Raw genomic sequence first — 21,866 nt, forward strand, 5'->3', positions numbered from 1 at the left:
TAAGAATGTACATAGAACAACTTGAGAAAAGCATGTATGACCTTATTTGCGAAACGTCCACAAATCTTCCGAAAGATGTCCGCCGTGCCGTAAAAGCTGCGAGAGAGCAAGAAGACGCTGGCACACGGGCTGCAATGAGTCTCGATACGATTGCAAAAAATATCAATATGGCAGATGACAAACTATCTCCAATTTGCCAAGATACAGGATTGCCAACATTCAAAATCAAGACACCCATCGGCGTCAATCAATTGGAAATCAAGGCTGCTATCAAAAAAGCGCTTATCCAAGCGACAAAAGATGGCAAGCTGAGACCGAATGCCGTTGATTCGATCACTGGAGAAAACAGTGGCGATAATCTTGGCGACGGACTTCCTGTCATCAAATTTGAACAATGGGAAAATGACTTTATTGAAGTGAAATTGATTCTAAAAGGCGGCGGCTGCGAGAATAAAAATATCCAATACAGCTTGCCGACGGAATTGGAAGGGTTAGGCCGTGCGGGTCGCGATCTTGACGGCATCCGTAAATGCATCCTCCATTCCGTATACCAAGCGCAAGGACAAGGCTGTTCCGCCGGCTTCATCGGCGTAGGAATCGGCGGCGACCGCACGTCTGGTTATGAGCTTGCGAAAGATCAGCTATTCAGGGCAGTTGACGATGTGAATCCGAACGAAGACCTTGCGAAAATGGAAGCATATATTCTTGAGTCTGCAAATAAACTCGGCATCGGTACGATGGGCTTTGGCGGAGAGGCGACATTATTAGGATGTAAAATCGGCGTCATGCACCGCATCCCTGCGAGCTTCTATGTATCGGTTGCTTATAACTGCTGGGCGTATCGCCGCATGGCCGTAGACATTGACGCAACAACAGGTGCCGTCACGAATTGGCACTATAATGAGGGTGAAAAGCTTTCATTCGATCAAAATGAAGGACAAGCAGAAACGAAGCAGTCATCCCGAGTTGTAGAACTGTCTGCCCCGATTAGCGAGGAACAGATCCGTGACCTGAAAGTAGGCGACGTCGTTAAAATTAGCGGCCGCATGTATACAGGACGCGATGCGATCCATAAGCATCTTTCGGAAAATGACGCGCCTGTCGATTTGGATGGCCAAATCATCTACCATTGCGGTCCGGTTGTCCTGAAAAATGACGATGGCGGCTACGAAATCGTAGCGGCGGGTCCGACGACATCGATTCGTGAAGAGCCATACCAAGGCGATATTATGAAGAAATTCGGCATCCGCGCTGTCATCGGTAAAGGCGGAATGGGGCCAAAAACACTTGCTGCGCTCCAGGAACATGGCGGGGTCTACTTGAACGCGATTGGCGGAGCTGCACAATATTATGCAGACTGCATTAAAGCGGTTGAAGGCGTTGACCTTCTGCAATTCGGCATTCCGGAAGCGATGTGGCATTTACGCGTTGAAGACTTTACCGCAGTCGTCACGATGGACTCACACGGTAATAGCCTACACGCTGATGTTGACCAATCATCGCTGGAAAAACTATCCCAATTTAAAGAAAAGGTTTTTAGCTAATTCACTTATGCCCTTGCACTCATTGTGCGGGGGCTTTTTCATGTCCGCCTTCCAACCTTTGAGTTTTGCTTATTGCTTTTCCTTTTTAGTCTGATATACTGTTATTTATAATCATTATCACATCATAATTATTATCATAAACTGATTTTGATACTCATTCTCAAATAGGAGGGATATAAATGACAACGCAAACAAAGGAAGTGCAAAGTCCCGCTCATTGGACAGCACATTTGGAGCTTATCGCTGCAATCGTAGCGGGAATTCTGATTTTAGCCGCTTGGTTGATTGGAAAAGATGGATCATCTACGCTTTCGATTTCCCTTTATATTATCGCCTTTTTAATTGGCGGGTTTGCCAAGGCGAAAGAAGGCATCGAGGAAACGATCGCCGATAGACAGCTGAATGTCGAAATGTTAATGGTGTTTGCGGCAATCGGCTCCGCCGTTATCGGCTATTGGGCTGAAGGGGCGATCCTGATTTTCATCTTTGCAATTAGCGGCGCCCTTGAGACGTACACATTAAATAAAAGCCATAAAGAGATTTCCGCGTTAATGGAGATGCAACCCGAGGAGGCATGGCTCATCCAGGAAGATGGCTCTACGGTAAATGTAGCCACTTCTTCCCTATCCGTAGGATCGAGGATTCTTGTGAAACCGGGTGAACGGATTCCAGTCGATGGTGTTGTCATCCAAGGGACGACTTCTGTCGACATGTCGGCCATCAATGGCGAATCGGTCCCTGTTACAAAGGCCGAGAATGATGAATTATTTGCGGGCACCGTCAATATAAGCGGCGCGATTCAAATGGAAATGACAAAGCCTAGCTCGGAAACTTTATTCCAAAAAATCATCACGCTTGTCCAAAACGCACAAAGTGAAAAATCCCCATCCCAGCAATTTATCGAGAAATTTGAAGGTACGTATGTGAAAATTGTCATTTTCACAGTCATCGTCATGATGTTTTTGCCACATTATCTGTTCGACTGGGATTGGACGACGACGTTTTATCGTGCTATCGTCCTTTTGGTTGTTGCCTCCCCTTGTGCGCTCGTCGCATCAATCATGCCTGCGACGCTGGCGGCTGTTTCGAACGGGGCGAAGCGCGGCATCCTTTTTAAAGGGGGCGTTCATCTGGAGCATCTCGGTTCATTGAAAGCAATCGCTTTTGATAAAACCGGAACGTTGACTTCCGGAAAGCCTGTCGTAACCGATTTTATCGTCCGTGGAAATGAGAATGCCGATGCAGCACTCGCTATGCTTTCTAGCATCGAGGCGCAATCGAATCACCCGCTAGCAATTGCAATTGTCAATTATGCCGAAGAACAAGGAGTTTTCCAAAGGGAGCACCCGCAAATTGAGGATGTTCCCGGATATGGGATCCGCGCTTGGACAGATTCCGGGGAAGTTCTTGTCGGTAATCCAAGGTTCGTTGGAAAAGATTTAATTGTACAATTCAATGAGGGCATTGTCGAAAAGCTTTCAAACGAAGGAAAGACTGTCGTCTCTATGAAAGATGCAGAAGGGATTCTAGCTGTCATTGCCCTGAAAGATACGCTTCGCCCTGAAGCGATCCAAGCGGTCAACGATTTAAAGCAATTGGGGATCCGGTCAATAATGTTAACCGGCGATAATGAAAAGACGGCTAATGCAATTGCAAAAGAAGCAGGATTGGATCGGTTTGCAGCGGAATGTCTGCCGGAGATGAAAGTCGAGGAATTGAAACGGCTTCTGAAAGAATATGGAGAAGTAGGAATGGTAGGAGACGGCATCAATGACGCCCCCGCTTTGGCGACCGCCACTTCGGGCATTGCAATGGGCGATGGAACTGACGTTGCACTCGAAACGGCTGATGTTGTCCTTATGCAAAATGATTTGACCCGAATCTCTTACGCGGTGAAAGTTTCCAAGAAGATGCAGCGGATTGTAAAGCAAAACGTATTCTTTTCAGTCGCTGTCATCGCCATTCTGATCATCTCCAATTTCATGCAAGTCGTCGATCTTCCTTTAGGGGTCATTGGTCATGAAGGAAGCACGATCCTCGTCATCTTGAATGGACTGCGGATGTTGAATAAAGTCGAATAAAGAAAAAGAGCAATGCATGTCAGTTGACTGCATTGCTCTTTTCTTTTGCTAGCTTCGCTTGCTTGCGTTCCGTCATGACCGCATTCAATTGACCGCCTAGCATCAAGATGATCGCTGAAAAATAAAGCCACATCATGAGGACGATAATGCCCCCGATGCTTCCGTACGTTTTTGAATAGTTTGCAAAGCTTCCGACATAATACGAGAAAGCAAGAGATGTCAATATCCACCCTGCCGTTGCAAAAAGTGCTCCAGGCATCGCGCTTTTCAGTCGGATCTTCAAATTCGGCACCGCCCAATAAAGCGCGGAAAAAACCAGGAAAATCAAAATTGGCGGTAACACCCACCGCATGCTCCCCCATAATTTCAGGAATCCTTCTTCCATGCCAAAGTAGGAGAATGCTAGCATTCCGATCTGTTGACCGAAAACAGGTAATATCAATGCGATGATCAAAACAGCGATCAAAGCAATCGTAAATACGACGGACATTGCCCTAGAAACAAGGAATGACCTTGTTTCCTCAACATAATAAGAACGGTTCATCGCCTTCGTAAGAGCGTTCATCCCTTTGGAGGCGGACCAGATCGTTGCCAATGCACCGATGGACAATAGTCCCCCATTCCGGTTTTTCAGTATTTCCTCGACGGTATCATGGATAAGCGTATAGACGCTATCGGGAGCATAATCCCTAATGAATAGAAACACTTGGGATTCGTCGAGATTCAAAAAAGGCAATAGCGTTATCAAGAAGATTAATAGAGGGAAAAGTGACAATAGGAAAAAGAAAGCCAACTGAGAACCTAATCCGGTGATATCCACCTTCTTGATTCTCACAAGGAGCTCTTTCCAAAATCCTTTCGCTGTGGTGACATCGAATTTCTCTAAATCTCCATCCTTCACATCATCAAAGAATGCCATGATTTTATTATTCGCCATGAATCCGCTTTTTTCTTCGGATGGTCGTTTTTCTTTTTTCGGAGGTAACGGGTCTTTATGTATCACATCTGACTCACTCCTTCCGTGCATTAGTTCTTTTTTGGTTCCATACCTTCTTTCGCCTCGTTGACAATTTCCTTGTATTCTTCTTTCGAATCAACGAATGCTTCCTTTGTGCCGACGACAAGCTCCTTCACTTGGGGAGTCAATGTCTTCAATTCCTCGACTTGATTCTTAATGTATGCGGCATCACCCGAAAATTGTTCATAAATCGATAAGTACTTGTCTTTCTTTTGTTGCAACTTTTGCTTTAGGACATCCGGATTTTTTGAGTAATATCCTACTTGCTCAATCATCGCACTTGATTTTCTCTTCACCTGGTAACGGGTGCTTCTATCGAACATGCTGATGGCTCCACCCAATAATGCCCCCAACATGATAAACCTTCCAAATTTGCTGTTTCCCACGTAAAACCCTCCAATATCATTCTAATTTGCATATATCATTATACCCTCCGGATTAAAAAACAAACAATCTTCACGAATTTGCAAAAAACTCTTGACTAATACTAAAAATTTGAGGAAGATAAACCGTAACACTATCAATATTCCCAATAGTCTAATGTATTAGATAGTGGCGAAGAAAGGGAGTCAATAGTCCGGGAAGCTATTGATGGGTAGGGAGTAGTTCATTTAACAAAGACAAACTAAACAAGGGGGTAGTAGGATGGATGCAATCACAGGCTTTTTGGACAAGGCAAGTGGATTTATTTGGGGACCTCCACTTCTTGTTCTACTTGTGGGAACAGGTATCTTTTTAACTGTAAGACTCGGATTTATCCAAGTGCGGTTATTGCCGTATTCATTAAGACAAGTTTTTTCCCGCAAGCATGATAAGAAAGCGGACGGGGATATTTCCCAGTTCCAGGCACTGATGACCGCAATGGCGGCAACTGTCGGTGTCGGTAATATCGTTGGTGTCGCCACAGCTGTATATATGGGTGGACCGGGAGCGGTCTTCTGGATGTGGCTCGCTGGTTTCTTCGGAATGGCTACAAAATATGGGGAAGCCATCCTTGCTGTTAAATACCGCGTCAAAGACTCCAATGGTGAAATGGCCGGTGGACCAATGTACTATTTGGAACACGGCTTGAAACAAAAATGGCTAGGGATCTTATTCGCCATCTTTGGTGCGTTAGCAGCATTTGGAATCGGAAACGGTACCCAATCAAAAGCTGTTGCAGACGTTATGAAAAATACATTCGATGTACCTCATTGGATTACAGGGATTGCCCTTGTCATCTTCGGAGCCCTCGTCATCCTTGGGGGCATCAAATCAATCGGGCGGGTTACGGCTTTCTTCGTTCCGATTATGGCGCTCTTCTATTTTATAGCCGGTGCAATTGTTATGATCATGAATATCAATCTAGTCCCAGAAGCTTTTGCTACGATTTTTAAATATGCCTTTACAGGAGAAGCTGCTGTAGGCGGTGCAATTGGTGCAGCTATCCGTTTCGGTGTTGCCCGCGGTCTATTCTCAAACGAAGCAGGTCTCGGTTCCGCTCCGATTGCAGCCGCGGCTGCAAGAACGGATTTGCCAGGACGTCAAGCGCTTATCTCGATGACACAAGTGCTTTTCGATACGCTTGTTATCTGTTCCATTACTGGGGTTACTATCGTCATGTCCGGTAAATGGACAGACAAATCGATTGATGCAGGCGCGTTGACGGCTGAAGCATTTGGAAAATTCCTTGGTTCTGCCGGTCCAATCGTTGTTGCAATCGGCTTAATTTTCTTTGCCACATCCACAATTCTCGGTTGGAGCTACTACGGAGAAAAATGTTTCCAATACTTGTTCCCTAAAAATGGTGCCGTATTAGGTTATCGTATTGCATTCGTTCTCTTTATCATGGTAGGGGCTGTCGTTTCCCTCGATGTCGTTTGGCTACTTGCTGACGTCTTGAACGGCTTGATGGCAATTCCTAACTTGATCGGTCTTCTTGGATTGTCTGGCGTGATTATCATGGAGACAAAACGATTCAAGGCTAAAATGATTGAGGAAAAAGAAGCTGAAAAAATGGGGAAGACAGCACCTGTTGACAGCTCTGTCGATTAATGTGATGATTAAGTCCGAAGCTAATGAAGGGCGGACGACATTATGGATCTAACACAACCAACATCTGAAAATGTAACGTTTATGATCGAAAAGATCAAAGAGAAATTACGAATGGTCAATGTGGATGCAATGAAAGCGGACAACTTCAGCACTTCCCAATATGAGGACTTGGTTTATATTTACGAGATGGTCATGAAAAGGGATAAGATCACTCCGAATGAAATGCAAGCCATTGCCGCTGAACTTGGATCTCTTAGAAAATGAATTGACTAGAATTTAAAAAGCCGATGCAACAGGATTATCCTGAAGCATCGGCTTTTTCATTTCGTTTATTCAACTGATGTCCCGTCTTTTAGGACGAGTGGCTGTATAAGCACTTCAACCCTTCTGTTCTTGCTTCTTCCTTCTTCAGTGTCATTGGGAGCGACCGGTTTATTTTCACCATAGCCCTTCACGCTGAACAGCTGGGGATCCAGTTGTTGATTGCTGACAACAGTCTTCAGGAAATTGATCGCCCGCATCATGCTGAGCTCCCAGTTTGACGGGAATTCCGCGCTATTGATCGGAACATTATCTGTATGCCCTGTAATGACAATTTGACGCGGTTTTTCAAAGACAAGCAGATTGGCAATATCTTTCGACAACGTTGCATATTGCGGTTTGATCGTCGCTTTACCTGACTCGAACAGGATGCTATCCCGGATCGTGATCAGCAGCCCCTCTTCAGTCAATTTCGTCTGGAACTGATTTTCGAGCTCGTGTACCGCAATATATTCATCAAGTTTATCTTGGATTTCTTCAAGCGATTGCTGGTCCTCTAAATAGGAGGAGTTTTCATTTTTCTCCCCCGCACTATCTTTTGGAATCGGTACAGGAGTCGGGGCGCTGTTATCCATCACACCCGTCCCTCCATCAAAAATCTGGTTGAACACGGACGAGATCTGGCTGAATTTAACTTCATCCAACGTACTGGATGCGAACAGGACGATAAACATCGCTAACAACAACGTGAGAAGATCCGCATAAGGCAAAAGCCAAGATTCATTGATATGCCCTTCTTCCCTATTCCTTCTCTTACGTTTCCTCGACAACCTGTCCCGCCTCCCTGTCGCTCGTATTTTTGGCTGCGAGCTTTCGACGTTCTTCCATCGACAAGTAAGAAGCTAGCTTTTGTTCGATCACACGCGGGGCCTCGCCCTCAAGGACTGACAAAATGCCTTCGATCATCATCATTTTTTGTCGCACTTCTTCCTTCGACTTCCGTTGCAGTTTGTTGGCGAAAGGATGCCAAAGCACATACCCCGTGAAAATCCCGAGCAATGTCGCGACAAATGCCGCCGAAATGGCATGTCCCAATGCATCGATGTCATTCATATTCTTCAATGCTGCAATCAAACCGACAACCGCCCCCAACACACCGAGGGTCGGCGCATAGGTTCCGGCCTGTGAAAAGATGAGCGCCCCTGCCGAATGCCGGTCCTCCATGGCGTCCACCTCTTCGGTAAGGACATCACGGATGTAATCGGCATTTTGTCCGTCAATCGCCAGCCCAAGTCCATTTTTCAAAAACGGGTCGGTGATTTCATCTGCCTTCGCTTCTAACGACAATAAACCTTCCCGCCTTGCAACATCCGCCCATCCCGAAAACATCTTGATCAAATCCGAATCGGCCGTCAACTGCTGTTCTTTAAAAATGATGCCGAACAGCTTCGGCACCCGCTTGATCTCCTTCATCGGGAATGCGATGACAACCGCTGCCATCGTACCGACAATGATTATGAGGATCGCAGCTATATTTAACAGATTATCCGGTGTTACACCTTTCATCGCCATACCGACAAAAAGCGCCACTATTCCGAGGATAAGTCCAAAAACGGTTGATAAATCCATATAAGTACCTCCAAGTCCTACAGTCTACTTCTTCTTATTTCGACATAATCCCATCTTTCTTTAGCCATCTTCAATAATAAATATCAATCTTTAAGGAAATGTCACCTATAGTACACATATTCCCACAGTATTGATAACTATGGATTTTCGCATTTTTTCCTTTGCCTGTTATCTGCCACTGGAGTACTATTAATACATATGGATTAAGGAGGTTTTTATGTTGTCGTCATTTGAACAGAAGTTGGAAAACTACGCAAGTTTGATTGTGAAAGTCGGAGCGAACATCCAAAAGGATCAGACACTCTTCATCAGCGCTTCCATCGAAACAGCTGAGCTTGTCAGGAAGATTGCCGACAAAGCTTACACAGCCGGCGCAAGACATGTTATCGTCGATTGGGCTGACGAGGAACTGATTAAACTTCGTTATAAAAAGGCGCCTGCTGAATCATTCTCGGATTTCCCGGAATGGAAAGTGATGGAGCGCGAAAAATTGGCAGAAGGCGGAGCGGCATTCGTCAGCATCGTGTCACAAAGTCCTGACCTGCTAAAGGGAGTGGATCCTTCCCGCATAGCAGATGTCCAGAAGGCTAGCGGAAAAGCGCTTAACAATTATCGCAAAATGTTGCAGGCAGACCGTTTCAGCTGGTCCGTTGTGGCAGCTCCTTCAAAGGCATGGGCTGCAAAGATGTTCCCGGACTTGGAAGAATCCGAGCAAGTTCCAACCCTATGGGAAGCGATTTTCAAAGCTGTCCGAGCCGATCAGGATGATGCTGTCGGCGCATGGAAGGAACTTGACCGCAACCTGAATGAAAAAGCCGATTATTTGAATGAAAAAGCATACGCCAAATTGCATTACAAGGCACCAGGCACAGATTTGACAATCGAATTGCCAAAAGGCCATATTTGGGCCGGCGGCGGGAGTGTCAACGTCGATGGCAATGCGTTCATGGCAAATATGCCGACTGAGGAAGTATTCACGGTCCCGCATAAGACAGGCGTAAACGGCTACGTCAAAAATACGAAGCCGCTCAGCTACGGCGGAAACATCATTGATGATTTCACAATCACTTTCAAAGACGGAAGGATTACCGAGGTGAAAGCCGGCCAAGGCGAAGAAGTGCTTCAACATCTGATCGATACGGATGATGGGGCAAAGTATCTTGGTGAAGTTGCGCTCGTACCTCACGCTTCACCAATTTCCGAGTCCGGACTTCTATTCTACAATACGCTATTCGATGAAAATGCATCGAATCACCTTGCAATCGGCAGCGCATATTCCTTCTGTCTCGAAGGCGGTAAGACGATGTCTACAGAAGAGTTGGAAAAGCATGGTCTGAACCAAAGTATCACACATGTCGACTTCATGATCGGCTCTGCCGAAATGGATATTGACGGGGTGTTGGAGGATGGAACTGTCGAACCCGTATTCCGTAACGGGAATTGGGCCTTTTGATTTTAGACACAATTCATTAAAAGATTTCAATCTGCTCTTTAATTATTCCAGGATTATAGTATAATGAATGTATAATAACATTCATTGTAGAGAGGGGTCTCATCATGGGCTTGATGTTTACTACAGTTATCGGTTACTCGATTGTCCTTGGTATTGCTGCGTTATTTACAATGCATTTTCTCGGGAAGGCTCTTGATTCTTCCGATGCGGAAAGAATCGATCCAAAGCCTGAAGTAAAATAAAACAAAGAGTTGCCACTTGGCAACTCTTTTCTTTTTCTGTACACTATTTAGTATAGTTTGAATGTAGTCTGAAAAGAGATATTTTCAGCTCATGAAATCCCAATTAAATGGAGGGGCCCCATCATGACAATTTTGTCTGAAATCATTGCGTATAATAAAGAATTTGTGAACGAGAAGAAATATGAAGAATATGCCACTACAAAATTCCCCGATAAGAAAATCGTCATTGTGACTTGCATGGATACAAGGCTTACTGAACTACTGCCAAAAGCGATGAACTTACGGAATGGCGATGCGAAGATCATCAAAAGCGCCGGTGCCATCGTCACGCATCCTTTTGGAAGCGTTATGCGGAGCATTTTAATCTCCCTCTACGAATTGAAGGCGGATGAAGTCTATATCATCGGCCATCACGACTGCGGAATGAGCTCCATCGACACGGAACAGATCATCGGTAAGATGGTCGACCGGGGAGTCGACAGAAATCTGTTCAAAACCTTACAATACTCCGGCATCGATATGAAGGATTGGTTGCACGGCTTCAGTGATGTTACGGAAAGCGTAAAAAGAAGTGTGAACCAAGTGCGGAATCATCCACTTATGGATCGTAAAGTACCTGTACACGGCCTCGTCGCCCATCCTGACACTGGTCTTTTGGACATCATCGTCGACGGCTACGAAGCAATCGACGAAAACTGACACCGGATTTCCCGGGAAATAGATATTATGACAAAAACCGATTCTTCAAGTGAAGAATTGGCACGCCATTTGCTCGTAACGCTACGCTTTTACTCGCAAAAATAAAAAGTCGATTCTTCCTTAGAAGAATCGACTTTTTATTTTAGCTATCAGTTTCCGCCAGGCGGCCTTACCCTTTCAATAATCATCCGCCAAGCTGGCATACATATAATGATCTTCCCAAAAACCGTTAATGTACAACAGCTTCCTCAGCAACCCTTCGCGGACAAACCCCGCGTTTTCCAACACTTTCACTGAACCGGCATTGCGCGGAGAAACAAACGCCTCCACCCGATGCAATGAAACGGTTTCGAATGCGAACTTTGTAACGATCTTCACCGCTTCCGTGGCGAGACCTCTGCCCGTTTCCCGTTCGTCGATCGAATAACCGACAAAGCCGCTTGAGAACGGAAGCCTTTTTATGCTGTATAACGATATATGACCGATCAACCTGCTTGTTTCGGCGTCAAAAATCCCAAAATTGTATTCGCGCCGATCTCTCATTTGATAAATGGATTCCCTTATCTTATCCCGTTGGACAGAAACTGTATAATAGGCCGATTCATGACGAGGCTCAAAGACCGTCCAATAATCCCGGTTCGCTTTGAGCAGCTCGGTGAAAATCGCGGCGTCGTCTTCTGTCAATATACGCAAATAACAAGTTCGCCCTTCAAGCAGAATCAATGCTTCTTCACCTTTCTTCGGAAGCTATTTTCAAAAACTCTTCTACATCTTTCACACATAACGCCACACCTTTTGCCCAGAATTCTTCTTTCGTAATGTCTTCCCCTAGATGCTTCATTGCTAGATCTTCGACGGACATGACGGCTGTATCGCGCAGCAGGGCCATATATTTCTGTTCGAACGAATCTCCTTCCGTAAGGGCTTTTGCATAAATGCTCAAGGAGAACAAGTATCCGAACGTATACGGGAAGTTATAGAATGGAACTCCCGTAATATAGAAATGCAGCTTCGAAGCCCAGAAATGCGGATGAACCGTATCAAGAGCTCCTGCATACGCTTCTTTTTGCGCTTCAGCCATCAATTCATTCAATCTTGCAGCTGGTACAATTCCATTTTTCCTTTCCTCATAAAAGCGTGTTTCGAAAAGGAATCTTGCATGTATATTCATGAAGAATGCCACGCTGCGCTGGATTTTATCCTCCAGCAGTGCCAGTTTCTCCTCTTCCGTTTCCGCAGATTTGACGGAAGCGTCCGCTACGATCATCTCCGCGAAAGTGGATGCCGTTTCCGCGACGCCCATAGCGTATTGGCGGTTCATATAATGCACTGGACGCAATGCATATGAATGGAACGCGTGGCCAAGTTCATGTGCCAATGTCGCAACATTGGACATGGAGCCGCTATACGTCATGAAAATACGGGACTGCTCTGAAACCGGCATGCCTGTACAGAAGCCGCCTGGACGCTTATCTGCGCGGTCTTCCGCTTCAATCCAGCTATCCTCAAATGCCTTCCTTGAAAATGCCTCCAGTTCAGGACCGAACTTTCCGAAGTGTTCTAAAATGAACTCTGCACCTTCCTGGAATGGCATTTCCTTCGTTGATGAAGTGACCGGTGCATCTAAATCATACCAATTCATATTTTCATTTCCTAATAGTTCGGCTTTCCGTTTCAAGTATTCTGCGAAAGGTGCTTTGTTGGCACTGATTGCCCCCCACATTGCATCAAGCGTTTCCTGGCTCATCCAATTTCGCATGAGAGGCTCCTTCAAAACGGAATCCCAGCCGCGCTTCTCATAGACAGCCAAACGGAAGCCCGCCAGATGGTTCAATGCGGATGCAAAGAAATCCTCTTTTGATTCCCAAGCCTCTTCAAGTTTTTCAAATGCCTCTTTACGCACTTTGACGTCTGCATGGGAACTTAGGTTATTCGCCTGGCCGACGGATAGTTTTTTCTTTTCCCCGTCAACGTTCATTTCAATTGTAATGTCTCCCACAAGCTGGTCGTAAAGTTGTCCCCACGCTTGGTAGCCATCGACACTTAACGCTGTAATCAGACTTTCTTCTTCCTCGGATAATTTCAATTGAACTTCTTCACGCCATTCTTGCAGAACAAAGTCGAATTCGGATAGTTGCTTAGTTGCAAGCAGTCCCTTCCACACCGATTCTTCCGTTTTTGCGACAACCTGTTTGATTTTCAACATGGCTGTCTGGAATCTGGCTCCTAACGATCCCACTTCTCCTTGGAGAAGAAGCGCTTTTTTATCTTTCGTATTGGCAGCGATGAAACAGCCGATGACTGCGCCCGCTTCGCGTAAATTTTTCGCCGTGTTTTTGATTTCATCGATAACATGAAGGACTTGATCCGCCTCTTCCATGGATGTAGGCGTTTGCGTGGCCGCTGCAAGGTTTTCCAATGCACCGATCTGCTCTTTTACGGCGTCAAGATGTGAACGGAGCTCTTCTGAATCGCTTCCACCTTTAAAAAACACATCTAAATCCCATACTTGTGAATACGTCTTTGTCGTAGTCAATGATGATCCCCCTAATCATTTAGAAAATTATAATAAAAGCATGTTTTTATTATACCACGAATCTTCGGTATTCGAAATAATGGATTTGTGACGGAAACTTCATACTTTCTTTCGCACAGTTCCCTTTTCCTATGTATACTGTTCAAAGGGAGGATGTACTATGTCAAGAATACTTCTGATGACCCTGTCACTATGTACAGTCATATTATTAAATATTATCGCAAGCTTCTACTCACTGAACGGAAACACAACAGGCGAAATTACAAGCCGGCTGCCATTGCTTTTCATACCGGCGAACTATGTATTGATCATCTGTTGGTTGCTCTATATCATGATCTTTTTCTGGATTCTCAATTTTAACAAGACTCGCCACGAGATGAGCTCCGCACATCGAGACCGCGTCACTTTCCTTTTCGTAGTAAGTTGCCTTCTGCATATTGCATGGATTTTCCTTTGGCACTTCGAATTGTTCACGATTACCGTCATAGCGAAACTCGCGCTTCTTTTTGTTTTGCTTACTTTCTACTTTATCTTTCCGAAACAAGATAACCGAATGTTTGGCAGAGCGCCATTCAGTTTGCTCACAGGATGGATTTTCATCACAACCATCTCGAATGTCAGTTATTTGCTGATGATCCATGGTTGGACAGGATTCGGGTTAAGCGATCCATTATGGACAGTCATCTTCTTAACGGTTTCAACTGCGTTCGCTTTACATTTTATGTACCACCACAAGGATTATGTGATGAATCTTGTGTTTGTTTGGGCATTTATCGGCATTGCTGTCAGAAACGGGACGGAAGAGCTATTCATCTCTGCAGCGGCCATCTTCTTATCTGCCGTCATCATCACGTGCATCTTCCTGTTTTCAGGCAGACGCATTGACAACAAAAATAGAGTAGGCATATGAGTTCATCATACGCCTACTCCTTTTTTTATGCCGCCCTTTGAATCAGTCGTGGAGCGGTTGTGAATAAAGGTACTACTACAATTGCACAAAGTATGATTGATGGAATCATATACGATGCATTATACACAAGTGAATACAACCATACCGGCTGATCTCCTGCGAATTCGGCGAAGAAAATAATCCCACCGATATAATGGGCAAGGAATCGTAATACTCCTCCAATGACAGTACCTATAACAATTGCTGAAACCATCGATCGTTTATTCCCCGCTTTTCTACTACTAATCAACCAGCCCAATGTAACTGCCGCAATCCCTACCAGCGAATAAGCCACAAAATAATCGAGCGCCGCCTGGTAGATATTCAACACATATGCCCCACTAATTACCTGTAATAGTCCGGTAATAAACCCTGTTAACATTCCGCCAAGTATTCCCCATCTGAATGCAATAACGATGATTGGCAACATGGACAATGTGACGGATCCCCCTTGGGGCATCTTGAACAAGACAAGCATATCCAAGACAAATGATAAAGCTCCAAAAATAGCAACCTCTAATAAAAACTGCAGACGTTTACGATCCAATTCTAACTCCCCCTTTTTTTGTCGGAGGGATACGGAATGAAAAAGCGGTTTGTTTGCCTCGACCGGGCATCACAGATAATCGGCATGTTTGAATGACGCCGATCATGGCTACGGTTAGTAAACAGCTTCAAAACTCTTTTGCAACAAAAAACGACATCCCGGATAGAACCGAGACATCGATCGTTGTCAGTTTCCATCCACATCCCTACGCAAGCATGAACTTACAGGTTCGAAGGGTCAGGACAAATGTCCAATCTCAGCCGTTGAAGGCCCCCCTTGTGGTCATGTAATTCAATTGTCGTCTCCATTGTATATGTTAAAGTACTTATAAGCAAGATGATATTGTAAACTACTTATTAGAATTACGGGAGGTAAGCCCATGACCAATAATAAACTATTATCCGCCCTCTGTTATTTCAGCATATTCTTTTCGCCTCTGCTGCTGCCTGCAATCGTCTATTTTGTCACGGATGACCATGAAGTGAAAGGCCATGCGAAGCGTTCACTCATCTCGCATCTTGTCCCGGTCGTACTCCTCATTGCGGGATTCATCCTGTTTTCGTTTTCGATGATCTCCTATGAGTCGAGGATGCACACCATGATGACAGGGCGATTCGACTTTTGGGGACTGGCGCCATTTCTATTCATGATCATCTATGGACTGCTATTTTTATTCGTCGTCATCTGGAACGTCTACCAAGGCGTGAAAGTGTTGAAATGATAGACAGGACAGGCATACGTTTCTTTACGATTGAATAACTATGTTATAATCAGATGGAAAATTACGTTTCAAAGAAGGGACCTGTAAATCATGATTGTGAAGAACAACGAAGAGATCGAAGCGTTGAAAAAGATCGGTCGCATCGTCGCAGAAGTGCGGGAAGCTATGAAGGCGGCGACTGTTCCGGGCATTACGACAAAAGAGATTGATGAACTCGGAGGGCGCCTTCTTGCCGAGCGCGGAGCTGTGTCAGCACCGATTGACCAATATGAGTTCCCGGGCTATACATGCATCAGTGTCAATCATGAAGTTGCCCACGGCATTCCGGGATCGCGCGTCATCCAGGACGGCGACCTTGTCAATATCGATGTCTCTGCATCATTCGGCGGGTACTTTGCAGATACCGGCATTTCATTCGTCGTCGGCACAGCGGATGAGAAGAAACAACTGCTTTGCGACGTGGCGAAAAGCGCATTTGACCGTGCGATGACAAAAGTGAAAGCAGGCTCAAAGTTAAGCCAAATTGGGAAAGTAGTCGAGCGGGAAGCGAAGGATAACGGCTTGAAAGTCATCAAGAACTTGACTGGGCACGGCATCGGAACATCTTTGCACGAAGAGCCGCAGCATATTCTAAATTATTATGATGCTTGGGATCAAACATTGATGAAAGAAGGGATGGTGTTGGCGGTAGAGCCGTTCATCTCTGAAAAAGCCGAGCATATTATCGAGCTTGGGGACGGATGGACATTTATCACACCGGATAAATCCCTCGTCGCCCAAATTGAACATACGATCATCGTGACAAAAGACGAACCGATCATATTGACTCAACTATAAAAAGCGGGGAGCGCTTGATTAGGAGCGACAGGCATAAGGCGAAAATGCGGAGTGGCGTTCTTTGCCACAGAGCAGTTTTCGACTTATGACCCCGAGCTCCTAGCGCTCGGAGCTGGATTAAAAAAGAACAAAAGCGGAGAGTCGGCTATTGCCACTCTCCGCTTTTCATCATTTCTTCTTCGTTTTCTTCACATCTTTTTGACCGCCGACCGTCTTCGAATTCCCTTCCATCAACTTTCCTTTATACCACACTTTTTGGACGGGCTTGAATCCTTTCGACAGCTTCCTGTACGTGCGCTCTTCAGGATACGAGAGCAATGTGAGCACTTCCCCATCTTCCCCTGCACGTCCTGTCCGTCCCGAACGATGCAAATATTGCTCGATCGTATGGGGGACATCGACATGGATGACATGGGTCAGCCCTTGTATGTCCAATCCTCTTGCCGCCAAGTCCGTCGCTATCAAAATCCGGATTTCACCTTTCCGGAAGTTTTCCAACGTCTCTTGCCTTTCGAATTTCGACATGGAAGAGTATAGGACCGCAACGGGTGCCTCATTATATTGCAGCTTCATATCCTTCATCCGAAGCTGATCGACATTATTCATAAAGGCGAGTGCCCGGATCGATGGCAGATGGGACAGCCCACGAAGCAGGTCTGTTTTATCCCGCGCATCCGTCTTCACAAACGAATGGACCACTTTGCCCGACAACGGCATATCCTCGACAGAGACATGCAGACGGATCGGGTCATTCATCAGATTTTTCGCGACAAGTTCAATTTCATCCGTAATCGTGGCAGAAACAACGGCGACTTGACGTTCCGGATTTGCCGCTTCAATCAAATCTTTCACAATGACACGATAATCCCGTGATAGCAGCTGATCGCCTTCATCCAATACGATATAGCGGATATCATGCATTTTTAAACGCTTCGCTTTCACAAGTTCAACGAGACGCCCAGGTGTTCCGACGACAATGGTCGGCTTCTTTTTCAATCGTTCAATCTGGCGTTGCATGTTCGCGCCGCCGATCAATTGAGTCACCGTTATATCGGTTCCTTCCACCCATTCACGGATGACGTTGACAATCTGCATCGCCAACTCCTGGGAAGGAGCCATGATCAATGCTTGCGTCTGCATCTTTTTGCCGTCCACTTGTTGAAGGATCGGCAAGACGTAGGCGAGCGTCTTTCCTGTACCGGTTGGTGATTCCGCCACAACATCCCGGCCATTCAGTAATTCCGGGATCATTTGAGATTGGATCGGTGTTTCCCTTTCAAACTTCCACTTATTCTTAATGTTATCGTCCATTTTTTCCAAGAAGGACATTCTCATCCCCGCTTTCACTGTTCCTTATCTTATAATGGACCGGAATCGTTTATCTTTCAAGTCAAGGCTTTCTTCTTGCCTTTGCAGATTGTTCGAATGCATAGGCATAGCCGACCAGTTCAGGTTCGGAAAACGCCTTGCCGCATAGGGTGATGCAAAAAGGCTCGCCCTCATTCGTGAAAGACGATGGAACCGTTATTGCCGGGTACCCTGCCGCCGCGCTAAAACTGCATCCGTGGTCCTGCGGGAATACAAGCACGTCAATCTTGTGCTCGTCAAAAGCCCGGTCGAGAGCCAATTCCCCCGCCAAATGACGGTTTCTCAATAATGCTTCGATATATTCCGGCTCGGTCAATGTTCCGCTCGTCCGATCCACTTTTTCCAACATCACTTGACCGAAGGCAAGTGTTTCCTCCGCATGCTCCTTATTAAATTCAATGATATCTGATAATGTACGGATCGGGTTTGTCATCGGCGTCTGGCCGAGATATTCATTCAATGCCGCTTTGAATTCATACAGAAGGACATCATAACCTAGATCGTCTTCCATTGTCCCTAAATCAATATCGTCGACAAGTTCTGCACCTAGAGATTTCAGGCGATGAAGTGCTTCTTCGAACTTCTCTTTTCTCTCCGTAGAAATTTCCCGAGCAAAAATCGATCGTGCGATGCCGATTCTTTTGCCTTCCAACGAAGAGGTGTCGAGCATGGACAGCCAATCGATTCCATCGAATCTTCCGGCTCCCTTCGTCACGGGATCGTTTTCATCATGGCCGACCATCAATCCGAATGTGATGGCCGAGTCTTCCACTGTCCGCGCGATCGGCCCCGGTGTATCTTGGGTGAATGAAAGGGGTATGATGCCGCTTCTGCTTATCGCTCCGACGGTCGGTTTAATGCCGACGAGAGAGTTTTGGGCTGAGGGATTAATGATGGAACCGCTCGTCTCCGTCCCAATGGAGACTGCCGCCATATTGGCCGCAATAGCAGCCGCGGCGCCCGAGCTCGATCCTCCCACATCAAAAAGACCGTATGGATTATTCACTTGTCCGCCCCGCGAACTCCACCCATTCCGCATGCGGTCCGACATGAAATTCGCCCATTCGGTCATATTCGTTTTGCCTAAAATGACTGCGCCCGCTTCCCTTAGCTTTTTCACTAAAAAAGCGTCTTCTTCCGCATAGTAGTTCTTCATCGCCAATGAGCCGCAGCTTGTATGCATGCCGTCTCCCGTATCCATATTGTCTTTCAACAGTACCGGGATGCCATGCAATAACGACCTGACAATGCCGCTTCGACGTTCTGCGTCAAGTGACCTGGCGATTTGGAGAGCTTGCGGATTCAGCTCCAGCACAGCGTTGATATTCCGGTTTTTCTCAGAAATCATCTTCATATACATGACCGTCAGTTCTTCTGACGTAAGATCATCGGAAGACATTCTTTCCTGCATTTGCCGGATGGTCGCCTCCTCCAGCCATACCTGTTGCACTTCACCCAATTTCCTGTTCAAATGGATCCCCCCATTATCATCACTCTATCCTCATTGTATACTGTTTCATCAACTCATATAAAGATAGTTCATATAATTGTTTTCCGTTTATTTTAAAGACGCCTTCATTCACAAGGTTTTCGATTATTTTATCCCTTTTATTTTCGAGCACGGGATTTTCCTGCTTTTTCATGGTGTTAATTCCTCCTAAATTGATAGCTATCATCTATTCCACTTCCATGAAAGCCGTAAACTATGAAGAATTAACCAAAAAACCCCGCTGCGCACATCGCAACGGGGAGAATTTAAGACCATCTGTTATTTTTATATTTACGGTAGTAATTGATTTGCCTCATGAATAAATACAGTTTTCGCTTGAAGCTTTTATCCCTTTTATAGAAGAGCGGATTTGCATATTTGCCTGCCCTTAACAGCTGGTCTATTTCTTTACGAACTTTCGCATTGTCGACAAATTCCCTTAAGACGATTTTCGGAACGACTGTGAAAAGGAACTTTTCGTCTAATAATGTCAACGGCTTTTCGACGCCGTAAATGAGGTCATCGACAAAATTCTTCGCCAAATTATGTCCGCAAGATGTAATGTAATAACTTGAACGTCCTTGTCGGATATTCACTTCGAACACTTTGAACTTCTTGTCACGGTGATCGTATTTCAAATCGAAGTTCGCATAGCCGACATAGTTGAGCGCCTCTAAGAACCCTTTCAGCTTCATCATCATCTCTTCATTATATCGGGTGATGACCGCTGTATAATTGCCGATCGCCGTCAGCGTATGCTCTTGCAAAACGACTTGTCCGAATGTAATCAGTTCGGATTTGCCTTTGCTGTTAATGTAGAAGACGGAATCCCACATATATGTATCATCGCCTGGAATGAAATCTTGGATGATCAAGTCGTCGCGATAACCGCTTTTCTTGATCGTGTCGATGACTTTCTGAATTTCTTCATACGAGTCGACTTTATACACTTTTTGCATCCCTTCAAACGGATGCTTGTAATATTGTACGCCGTTGCTTGGCTTGATGATGACCGGGAACATGACTTCCTCAGTGAAACGTTCGTCCGACTCACATGAATGGAAATACGTCGCGGGTGTATCAATGCCGTGCTCTTCGCAAAGCCGGTAGAAATTCTTCTTCACGAGCAGGTTATTCATCAACTCTTCATCGATATAGTTGAAAACGAAATCGTGCTTGAGCGCTTGACGGCTTTCAATGATCATGCGGACATATAAATCATTCGTTCCGATCAGAAGCATCTTTTTCCCTTGCGTCTTATATTTTTTTGCAACTTGTTTCAGGAAGCGAACGAACTCGTCCTTCTCCCCTAATTTCGGATTCAGCTCGATTGCGCCGGGAATTGTACTTAAGCTCGTAAACGATAACGGCTCTTTCCCTACGAGGATCGGATGGATTCCGTAAGCCTCGTGAAATGAAATTGCCATATTGTATGCATTAATATCAGTCCCTACAATGATCGGGATAAACGGGTGGTTTGTCATAGTTTCCTCCAACATGCTTTTCTCTATCTTAGTGTAGGGTTCATGAATTTCGATGTCAATCGACCCGAGCGCCTATCATTGAATTAATTCACATTGTCAAAGCTTCGGCGCCTACCTGTTTCCAAATACTCCAAGGATGCTCAAATGGCGGTGTCGATTCGAATTTGAGGATTTCCTTCGTCGTCGGGTGCGGGAAGGAAAGGGTATGTGCCCATAACGCAATTTGCTGTCCCGGCCGGTTCACATGTTGGCCGTACTTCTGATCCCCGTAGAGCGGTGCGCCGGACGCAGCCATCTGCACGCGGATTTGATGCGATCTGCCAGTATGAAGCCGGATTGCGAGTAAGCTCATTCCGTCTTTCCTTTCGATTGTTTCATAATGAAGGATGGCTTTCTTTCCTTCTGGGTGTGATGGCTTCACAGCATGGACCTTGTTTTTCTTCGTGTCCTTCCACAGATGGTGCTCCAAAAGACCGCCATCTCCTAAGCTGCCACGGACGACAGCCAAGTATGTCCGTTCCATTTCCCTTTTTCGAAGCACGTCTGAAAGTCGGGATGCCGCCTTGGACGTTTTTGCGAATACAAGGACGCCGCCTACCGGACGGTCCAGCCGATGCACAAGGCCCAAATAGACATTCCCCGGCTTCTGGTGCCGCTCCTTCAAATCTGCCTTCAACAATGTCAATAAATCCTCATCGCCACTGTCATCTGCCTGCACCGGTAAATTGACAGGCTTCTCGACGACGAGCAAATGATTATCTTCATATAAAATGCGTATGATCAACTTTCACAGTTCCCTTCAATAATATAGATGGACAAATTTCCGTATAGAACGATTTACTTTTCATTCCGACTCGCCTCCATTCCGTCTATCATACTATATATTTACCAGCATTTCTGCTAAAAATGTTGGATGGGTGGAAGTGAATGGACCCTTGCGGCGAAAGAATGGACCCTGCGCAAAAGATGAGCAT

Annotated in this window: 22 protein-coding genes and 1 riboswitch; of the genes, 10 read left to right on the plus strand and 12 right to left on the minus strand. The window is 45.6% G+C overall.

Annotated features, from left to right (window positions below; translation table 11 throughout):
- The first annotated feature begins 5 nt into the window (after positions 1 to 5).
- Positions 6 to 1,544: a fumarate hydratase gene (locus ACFPTP_RS11040; protein WP_381444763.1), complete on the plus strand. Its 1,539-nt coding sequence runs from the start codon at positions 6 to 8 to the stop codon at positions 1,542 to 1,544.
- Between the two features lie 179 nt (positions 1,545 to 1,723).
- On the plus strand, positions 1,724 to 3,625 hold the full coding sequence (locus ACFPTP_RS11045) for a heavy metal translocating P-type ATPase (RefSeq protein ID WP_381444765.1): 1,902 nt from the start codon (positions 1,724 to 1,726) through the stop codon (positions 3,623 to 3,625).
- Between the two features lie 19 nt (positions 3,626 to 3,644).
- Here ACFPTP_RS11045 and ACFPTP_RS11050 read toward each other — a convergent pair whose 3' ends face one another.
- Both ACFPTP_RS11050 and ACFPTP_RS11055 read right to left on the minus strand, forming a co-directional pair.
- Positions 3,645 to 4,562, minus strand: a complete 918-nt coding sequence (locus tag ACFPTP_RS11050) for a YihY/virulence factor BrkB family protein (protein ID WP_381445030.1) — start codon at positions 4,560 to 4,562, stop codon at positions 3,645 to 3,647.
- Between the two features lie 89 nt (positions 4,563 to 4,651).
- Positions 4,652 to 5,029, minus strand: a complete 378-nt coding sequence (locus ACFPTP_RS11055) for a YtxH domain-containing protein (protein ID WP_381444768.1) — start codon at positions 5,027 to 5,029, stop codon at positions 4,652 to 4,654.
- 259 nt (positions 5,030 to 5,288) lie between these two features.
- On the opposite strand from ACFPTP_RS11055, the gene ACFPTP_RS11060 reads away from it, so the two are divergent.
- Together ACFPTP_RS11060 and ACFPTP_RS11065 are read left to right on the plus strand one after the other, a co-directional pair.
- Positions 5,289 to 6,677: an alanine/glycine:cation symporter family protein gene (locus tag ACFPTP_RS11060; RefSeq protein WP_381444770.1), complete on the plus strand. Its 1,389-nt coding sequence runs from the start codon at positions 5,289 to 5,291 to the stop codon at positions 6,675 to 6,677.
- A gap of 42 nt (positions 6,678 to 6,719) precedes the next feature.
- Positions 6,720 to 6,941, plus strand: a complete 222-nt coding sequence (locus tag ACFPTP_RS11065; protein WP_381444772.1) for a DUF1128 domain-containing protein — start codon at positions 6,720 to 6,722, stop codon at positions 6,939 to 6,941.
- A 65-nt stretch (positions 6,942 to 7,006) separates the two neighbouring features.
- Here the strand turns inward: ACFPTP_RS11065 and motB are convergent, their stop codons facing one another.
- Positions 7,007 to 7,768 carry a flagellar motor protein MotB gene (gene motB / locus ACFPTP_RS11070; protein WP_381444775.1) on the minus strand — a complete coding sequence of 254 codons (762 nt, stop codon included), beginning with the start codon at positions 7,766 to 7,768 and terminating at the stop codon, positions 7,007 to 7,009.
- Complete coding sequence (gene motA / locus ACFPTP_RS11075; RefSeq protein WP_381444777.1) at positions 7,752 to 8,567, minus strand: flagellar motor stator protein MotA; 816 nt, start codon at positions 8,565 to 8,567, stop codon at positions 7,752 to 7,754. Before motA ends, motB begins: the two co-directional genes overlap by 17 nt.
- Before the next feature lie 220 nt (positions 8,568 to 8,787).
- Between motA and ACFPTP_RS11080 the strand changes: the two genes are divergently transcribed.
- The 3 genes from ACFPTP_RS11080 (at position 8,788) to ACFPTP_RS11090 (ending at position 10,961) form a co-directional block, all read left to right on the plus strand.
- Complete coding sequence (locus ACFPTP_RS11080) at positions 8,788 to 10,020, plus strand: aminopeptidase (protein WP_381444780.1); 1,233 nt, start codon at positions 8,788 to 8,790, stop codon at positions 10,018 to 10,020.
- 104 nt (positions 10,021 to 10,124) lie between these two features.
- The gene (locus tag ACFPTP_RS11085) at positions 10,125 to 10,262 is read left to right on the plus strand and encodes a hypothetical protein (protein WP_381444783.1); all 138 of its coding nucleotides are present in this window, start codon (positions 10,125 to 10,127) and stop codon (positions 10,260 to 10,262) included.
- 123 nt (positions 10,263 to 10,385) lie between these two features.
- Complete coding sequence (locus ACFPTP_RS11090) at positions 10,386 to 10,961, plus strand: beta-class carbonic anhydrase (protein ID WP_381444786.1); 576 nt, start codon at positions 10,386 to 10,388, stop codon at positions 10,959 to 10,961.
- Positions 10,962 to 11,138: 177 nt separating this feature from the next.
- On the opposite strand, the gene ACFPTP_RS11095 is transcribed toward ACFPTP_RS11090, so the two are convergent.
- Entirely contained in the window at positions 11,139 to 11,684 is a 546-nt protein-coding gene (locus ACFPTP_RS11095) for a GNAT family N-acetyltransferase (RefSeq protein ID WP_381444789.1), read from the minus strand.
- 7 nt (positions 11,685 to 11,691) lie between these two features.
- A complete protein-coding gene (locus tag ACFPTP_RS11100) occupies positions 11,692 to 13,497 on the minus strand; it encodes a M3 family oligoendopeptidase (RefSeq protein WP_381444791.1) in 1,806 nt (601 codons plus the stop codon).
- A 160-nt stretch (positions 13,498 to 13,657) separates the two neighbouring features.
- Between ACFPTP_RS11100 and ACFPTP_RS11105 the strand changes: the two genes are divergently transcribed.
- The gene (locus ACFPTP_RS11105; protein ID WP_381444793.1) at positions 13,658 to 14,407 is read left to right on the plus strand and encodes a tryptophan-rich sensory protein; all 750 of its coding nucleotides are present in this window, start codon (positions 13,658 to 13,660) and stop codon (positions 14,405 to 14,407) included.
- Positions 14,408 to 14,432: 25 nt separating this feature from the next.
- On the opposite strand, the gene thiT is transcribed toward ACFPTP_RS11105, so the two are convergent.
- The gene (gene thiT, locus ACFPTP_RS11110) at positions 14,433 to 14,993 is read right to left on the minus strand and encodes an energy-coupled thiamine transporter ThiT (RefSeq protein ID WP_381444796.1); all 561 of its coding nucleotides are present in this window, start codon (positions 14,991 to 14,993) and stop codon (positions 14,433 to 14,435) included.
- A 185-nt stretch (positions 14,994 to 15,178) separates the two neighbouring features.
- Positions 15,179 to 15,280, minus strand: a riboswitch (TPP riboswitch).
- A 92-nt stretch (positions 15,281 to 15,372) separates the two neighbouring features.
- Between thiT and ACFPTP_RS11115 the strand changes: the two genes are divergently transcribed.
- Together ACFPTP_RS11115 and map are read left to right on the plus strand one after the other, a co-directional pair.
- Positions 15,373 to 15,714 (plus strand): magnetosome magnetite crystal formation protein family, encoded by a 342-nt coding sequence (locus tag ACFPTP_RS11115; RefSeq protein WP_381444798.1) that lies wholly within the window; start codon positions 15,373 to 15,375, stop codon positions 15,712 to 15,714.
- 90 nt (positions 15,715 to 15,804) lie between these two features.
- Entirely contained in the window at positions 15,805 to 16,551 is a 747-nt protein-coding gene (map, locus tag ACFPTP_RS11120) for a type I methionyl aminopeptidase (protein WP_381444800.1), read from the plus strand.
- A gap of 168 nt (positions 16,552 to 16,719) precedes the next feature.
- Here map and ACFPTP_RS11125 read toward each other — a convergent pair whose 3' ends face one another.
- The 5 genes from ACFPTP_RS11125 to ACFPTP_RS11145 all read right to left on the minus strand — a co-directional run bounded on the left by ACFPTP_RS11125 (position 16,720) and on the right by ACFPTP_RS11145 (position 21,676).
- On the minus strand, positions 16,720 to 17,880 hold the full coding sequence (locus tag ACFPTP_RS11125) for a DEAD/DEAH box helicase (protein WP_381444802.1): 1,161 nt from the start codon (positions 17,878 to 17,880) through the stop codon (positions 16,720 to 16,722).
- 61 nt (positions 17,881 to 17,941) lie between these two features.
- Complete coding sequence (locus ACFPTP_RS11130) at positions 17,942 to 19,390, minus strand: amidase family protein (RefSeq protein ID WP_381444805.1); 1,449 nt, start codon at positions 19,388 to 19,390, stop codon at positions 17,942 to 17,944.
- A gap of 19 nt (positions 19,391 to 19,409) precedes the next feature.
- Positions 19,410 to 19,562 (minus strand): Fur-regulated basic protein FbpA, encoded by a 153-nt coding sequence (locus ACFPTP_RS11135; RefSeq protein ID WP_381444807.1) that lies wholly within the window; start codon positions 19,560 to 19,562, stop codon positions 19,410 to 19,412.
- A 112-nt stretch (positions 19,563 to 19,674) separates the two neighbouring features.
- Positions 19,675 to 20,892 carry a carboxylate--amine ligase gene (locus tag ACFPTP_RS11140; protein ID WP_381444810.1) on the minus strand — a complete coding sequence of 406 codons (1,218 nt, stop codon included), beginning with the start codon at positions 20,890 to 20,892 and terminating at the stop codon, positions 19,675 to 19,677.
- 88 nt (positions 20,893 to 20,980) lie between these two features.
- Complete coding sequence (locus ACFPTP_RS11145) at positions 20,981 to 21,676, minus strand: RluA family pseudouridine synthase (protein ID WP_381444812.1); 696 nt, start codon at positions 21,674 to 21,676, stop codon at positions 20,981 to 20,983.
- Between the last annotated feature and the right edge of the window lie 190 nt (positions 21,677 to 21,866).

The organism is Sporosarcina koreensis (assembly GCF_042655825.1).
GTDB lineage: Bacteria > Bacillota > Bacilli > Bacillales_A > Planococcaceae > Sporosarcina > Sporosarcina koreensis.